This window comes from Bartonella capreoli (assembly GCF_902813205.1).
In the GTDB taxonomy this organism is placed as follows: domain Bacteria; phylum Pseudomonadota; class Alphaproteobacteria; order Rhizobiales; family Rhizobiaceae; genus Bartonella; species Bartonella schoenbuchensis.
Genome location: NZ_CADDZX010000019.1, coordinates 1 through 5225 on the forward strand (window position 1 = coordinate 1; position 5225 = coordinate 5225).

A 5225-nucleotide genomic window follows, 5' to 3' on the forward strand; every position below is an offset into this window, starting at 1 on the left:
ATAACATTTCAATTCTTTGCTCTCAAGCATATTTACTATTATTGATTTAATGAATAATTGATGATGAATCCTTAGGTTTCAGTAACTATTGTTCTCAATGTAAGTAAAATTATTATTTTTCTGAAAAAAACTAAAAACCCCGATATTTTAATAAATACAATTTTTATTCAGGTAAAAATTTTGATTTGTACCACTAATGCATACAATTTTTAAAGCATAGATACATTTAGCATTATTTTCTTAATACATGATACATGCTCTAATTAACAGAATTAAACTTCTTTTCTCAGAAATTAAGCATAGTTCTATTGACAATCACATTAAAGAAATGTGAGGCGTGATAGGATAATTTGTAGTTATTTTGTTATGCTGCGAGTGAATGATTAAAAATTGAAAATAAGGAGAGAATGGCGCATTATAATATCAATAAGGTTTTCAAATTTTGGGTTATTTGCAGAGGTGTGTAAAAAAAATCGTAGAATAAACATGGAATAGGTATTTGTAATGAAATTTTGCAATGCATTTTCTATTCTAGAATTTGTCGTATAGAATTGATTTTGTATCTTAAATTGGCATTTTGAAAGAGACACTATATATTAATATTACACTGAAATTTTGTAACTTTTAACAAAGAAAATACTAAGATGATTGACGTGAATATTTTTTCTCTTTATTGCTAAATTATCTAGCATCTTGTATAGAGAGGAAAGAGTGTGGTTCCTGTCACACGTGAAGCTGTTCGTGAAGCACTGCGTAAAGTTAAAGGACCAAATTTTGAAAGCGATATTGTATCGCTTGGGTTGCTTTCAGAAATATTCATTACAGGTGGTAAGGTTTTCTTTTCCATTACGGTTCCCCGTGAATGTGCACAAGAACTAGAACCATTACGCCGCGCTGCTGAAAAAGTAGTGTGTGCTATGGGTGGAGTTGAAGCAGTTGTTGTCACGCTTACGGAAGAAAAACAATCGCCAACATTTTTTCAAACGGACAAAAATGCAGCTTTTTCTATGCAGAAGCGTAAAGTAAATACATTGCCTATGAAAATGCCGATAGAAAATGTACGGCATATCGTTGCTGTTGCTTCTGGAAAGGGAGGAGTTGGCAAATCCACAATGGCAATAAATATTGCTTTGGCTTTACAGGATGCTGGTTTTAAAACGGGGGTGATGGATGCAGATATCTATGGTCCGTCTCTGCCACGTTTAACAGGGCTTGTAAATCAAAAACCGCAATTGGTTGATGGCAAAAAAATTCAACCTGTTGAAAAGTTTGGCCTTAAATTAATGTCGATGGGCTTTTTAGTTGAAGAGGAAAAACCAATCGTGTGGCGTGGTCCTATGGTGATGGCAGCTGTAACTCAATTATTAAGAGATGTTTTATGGGGGCCTCTCGATGTTTTGGTAGTTGATATGCCACCTGGAACAGGGGATGCACAATTAACACTAGCTCAACAAGTGCCGTTAACGGGTGCGCTGATTGTTTCTACTCCGCAAGATCTTGCGTTAGTTGATGCACGCAAAGCTGTAGAAATGTTTACAAAAGTCAAAGTCCCCATTCTGGGGCTTATTGAAAATATGAGCTACTTTATTGCGCCTGATACGGGAAAACGCTATGATATTTTTGGCCATGGTACTGTGCGCACAGAAGCAGAAAGTCGAGATATTTCTTTCTTGGCAGAAGTGCCACTTGATGCAACTTTTCGATTTTCTTCAGATGGTGGAGTGCCAATTTTTGTTGCTGAGCCGGAAGGTAGGCATGCCAATCTTTACCGTACAATTGTTCATCAAATAAAGGGAAGATTTTCTTAATTTCATTGTTTTTTGAGTAAAGTCTCGCTTAAGGTAAAGTAATCCTAAAATATAAGGGAATGTTTTAATGGTAACTATGATGCGTGAACGCCTGATTGTGGGGTTAGACGTTCCGGATATTAAACGAGCAGAAAAATTGATTATGCAATTGGGTGATTGTGTCAGCTGGTATAAAATCGGTTATCAGTTGTTTTTTTCTGGTGGAATGGAATTAGCTAAAGATCTTATTCAAGCGCAAAAGAAAGTGTTTTTCGATATGAAATTGTTAGATATCGATCATACCGTTGCTAGAGCTGTAGAAAATATTGCAAAATTAGGTGTTTCAATGCTGACGATTCATGCATATCCAACAGCAATGAAAGCAGCTGTTACAGCGGCTAAAGGAAGTGATTTATGTTTGCTGGGGGTGACAGTCTTAACATCAATGGATGAGGCCGATTTAAAAAATGCTGGTTATAAAGACACTCCCCCAAAATTAGTGCTCAAAAGAGCTGAGCAAGCTCGAGAAGCAGGGATGGGTGGCATTGTTGCTTCAGCACTTGAAGCACAAGCTTTGCGAAGAGTTATCGGAACTGATATGGCATTAGTAACGCCGGGGATTCGCCCTCAGGGGAGTGATAAGAATGACCAAAAACGGGTTATGACACCAAGAAAAGCATTGGATTCTGGCGCAAGCCATCTTGTTGTGGCACGGCCTATTATTCAAGCTGTTGATCCTTTGGTTGCAACAAAGAAAATTTTGGCAGAAATGTCTAACGATTGTTCATAAGGTTATTTGCTAAAGTTTTGTAGAGAAAGCATTGGATATGCAAAAGAGTGTGAGTGAAAAAGTATATTTTATAGGTTCTCATGCTTTTTGTGCACCAGTTATAGAACCAGCGCTTTATTTAGTGGCGACACCTATCGGAAATCTTGCAGATATAACTATTCGTGCTTTACAAGTTCTTGCACAAGTCGATATTTTAGCTTGTGAAGATACACGGGTAACACGTGTTTTGTTAGAACACTATGGCATTCAGAAAAAAACATTTCTTTATCATGAGCATAACGCACAAAAAGCAGGGGTAAAATTATTAGAAGCTTTGGCAGAAAATAAAACAGTGGCTCTTGTATCAGACGCTGGGACACCACTTATTTCTGATCCAGGATTCAAATTAGTAAAAGAGGCACGTAAAGCTGGTTACAAAATCGTTCCAATTCCTGGTGCATCAGCTCTTTTAGCTTCTATTATAACAACGGGGTTTCCTACAGATAGTTTTTTCTTTGCAGGTTTTTTAAGTGCGAAGAAAACACAGCGCCGAAAGCGACTGGAACAATTAAAATCGATATCTACGACCTTAGTGTTTTATGAATCACCTCATCGTCTTGTAGAAACTTTGCAAGATATGGTTACTATTTTCACAGCTGACCGGTCAGCTGCAATATGCCGTGAATTAACAAAAAAATTTGAAACTATAGATGTCTCCAATTTAGGAAACTTAGTTGAGAAGTATGGAAAACAAATTCGTATTCGTGGAGAAATTGTTGTGCTCGTTGGAGAAGCAACGGCATCTTTAGAGAAAATGAGTACTCAAGAAACTGATGCGATGTTACTAGAATTACTTAAGATACATCCAGCGGCAAAAGCAGCTGCTTTAGTTGCAAAAAAAACAGGCTTAAAAAAACAAGAACTTTTCCAACGATCAACCCTTTTAAAGGGAGGATGAAATTTATGCAAAAAAAGCATAAGAGAAAATCCTTTTATAAAGGTATTCGAGCTGAAAAGTGGGCAGCTTGGTGGTTGCGTTTGAAAGGGTTTCATATTGCTGAAATGCGTTTTAAAACAAAATGTGGGGAAATTGATTTAATTGCGCGGCGTGGAAATCTTGTTTTAATTGTTGAGGTGAAAGCACGTTCAACATTAACTGAAGCAATGACTGCAGTTTGTCAGGTAAATGAAAAACGCATTATATCGGCGGCTAATGTTTGGTTAGCACGACAAAAAGATTACTCTCTTTTATGTGTGCGCTTTGATTTAATTGCAATTTTACCGTGGCGTTGGCCACGTCATATTCCAGCGTTTATTGAGTCTCATAGATAAAATTTTCTACGCTGTTTTATTATATCAGCTAAAAATATTTTGTTTTTGTGTGCATATACATAGAAAAATATCTCGTAGTTTTATTTGATAAGCTTTAAATTATTTTCCCTATTTATTGCGTTGCTTCTTTTTAAACTTTTAGACGCAAATAAAATGCGTTAACTGTTTTGGAAACTATAAAATGAGTGTTTTTTACATTTGTTTATTTAATGTAAATTTCTACCTTTCATAGAGTCAGGAGCTTTATGGCACGTTCTATTTCTCGTTCATGTGAGCTCTTTCCTTTCATTACCCGAGGAAAGCAATTGTGCTCAGTGGCAAAATGCGTATCTTAATTTTGGAATAATGCTATACAGATGCAAATTTATAGTCTTTATGACTTAAATCATATTTTGCTTTGTCTGGATTATAGGGAAATAATGGCCTTACTTACATTGCGGGTAGTCTACTGAAGTCTTTAAGAATATTTATTATCAACTATTCGTGAATCAATAACAGTAAAATATGTTAAGAGCTGATTTGAGATCCACTTTAAATTGTGAAAATGAGGAACGGAATGAAAATTGGCTTTTTGGGAACAGGTACAATTAGCGCTGCAATGATTGATGGCGTAATAGCTAGCGCTTTTGAAGTGCATTCAATTATTGTTTCACCACGCAATACACAAATAGCACAACGTCTTTCTCGTGATTATGATAAAGTCATAATTGCTGAAAACAACCAAGCGTTGTTAGACAGTAGTGATTGTGTTTTCCTTTGTCTACGCAATCAAGTTGCTGAAGAAATATTATGCCCTCTTCGTTTTCACCCAGAACAACTTGTTGTTTCTGTACTTGCAATGGCGAGAGCAGCAGATGTTGAGAAATGGATAAATCATAAAGTTCATCGTGCTATCCCTCTTCCTTTTGTAGCAGAATGCAAAAATTTAACACCAATCTATCCCGATCATCCATTTTTACGTGCCATGTTTGACAAGTTAGGTGGCACATTGGTGCTTGAAAGCGAAGATCAGTTTAATCTTTTTATGACAGCTGGATCACTTATGGGAGTGTACTTTAATTTTATAGAAACGGCACATCAATGGTTGGTGACACAAGGAATAGAAAAACTTCAGTCAGCAGATTTTCTTACTATGATGTTTGGAAATCTTGCTGATAAAATGTGCAAAAACACAAAAGCTCATCGTTCAATGCCTATTGATTTTGCACTTCTTGGACAAGAATTTTCAACTAAGGGGGGAACAAATGAACTTTTATCAAATTGTTTTTCTAACCAAGGCGGGCAGGCTGCTTTAATAACGGCCCTTGAAACTACTTTGCAAAGAATTGAAATGTTAC

Annotated in this window: 5 protein-coding genes; all 5 read left to right on the forward strand. The window is 36.2% G+C overall.

Annotation, left to right across the window (positions count from 1 at the left end; genetic code table 11):
• Positions 1–713 precede the first annotated feature (713 nt).
• A complete protein-coding gene (locus tag J7R05_RS06655; protein WP_208541699.1) occupies positions 714–1808 on the forward strand; it encodes an Mrp/NBP35 family ATP-binding protein in 1095 nt (364 codons plus the stop codon).
• Positions 1809–1875: 67 nt separating this feature from the next.
• Positions 1876–2577 (forward strand): orotidine-5'-phosphate decarboxylase, encoded by a 702-nt coding sequence (gene pyrF, locus J7R05_RS06660; RefSeq protein WP_208541700.1) that lies wholly within the window; start codon positions 1876–1878, stop codon positions 2575–2577.
• Positions 2578–2626: 49 nt separating this feature from the next.
• The gene (gene rsmI / locus J7R05_RS06665) at positions 2627–3514 is read left to right on the forward strand and encodes a 16S rRNA (cytidine(1402)-2'-O)-methyltransferase (RefSeq protein WP_208541701.1); all 888 of its coding nucleotides are present in this window, start codon (positions 2627–2629) and stop codon (positions 3512–3514) included.
• Positions 3515–3519: 5 nt separating this feature from the next.
• On the forward strand, positions 3520–3888 hold the full coding sequence (locus J7R05_RS06670; RefSeq protein ID WP_208541702.1) for a YraN family protein: 369 nt from the start codon (positions 3520–3522) through the stop codon (positions 3886–3888).
• A gap of 556 nt (positions 3889–4444) precedes the next feature.
• The coding region (locus J7R05_RS06675; protein ID WP_208541703.1) for a pyrroline-5-carboxylate reductase at positions 4445–5225 on the forward strand (781 nt) is incomplete at its 3' end.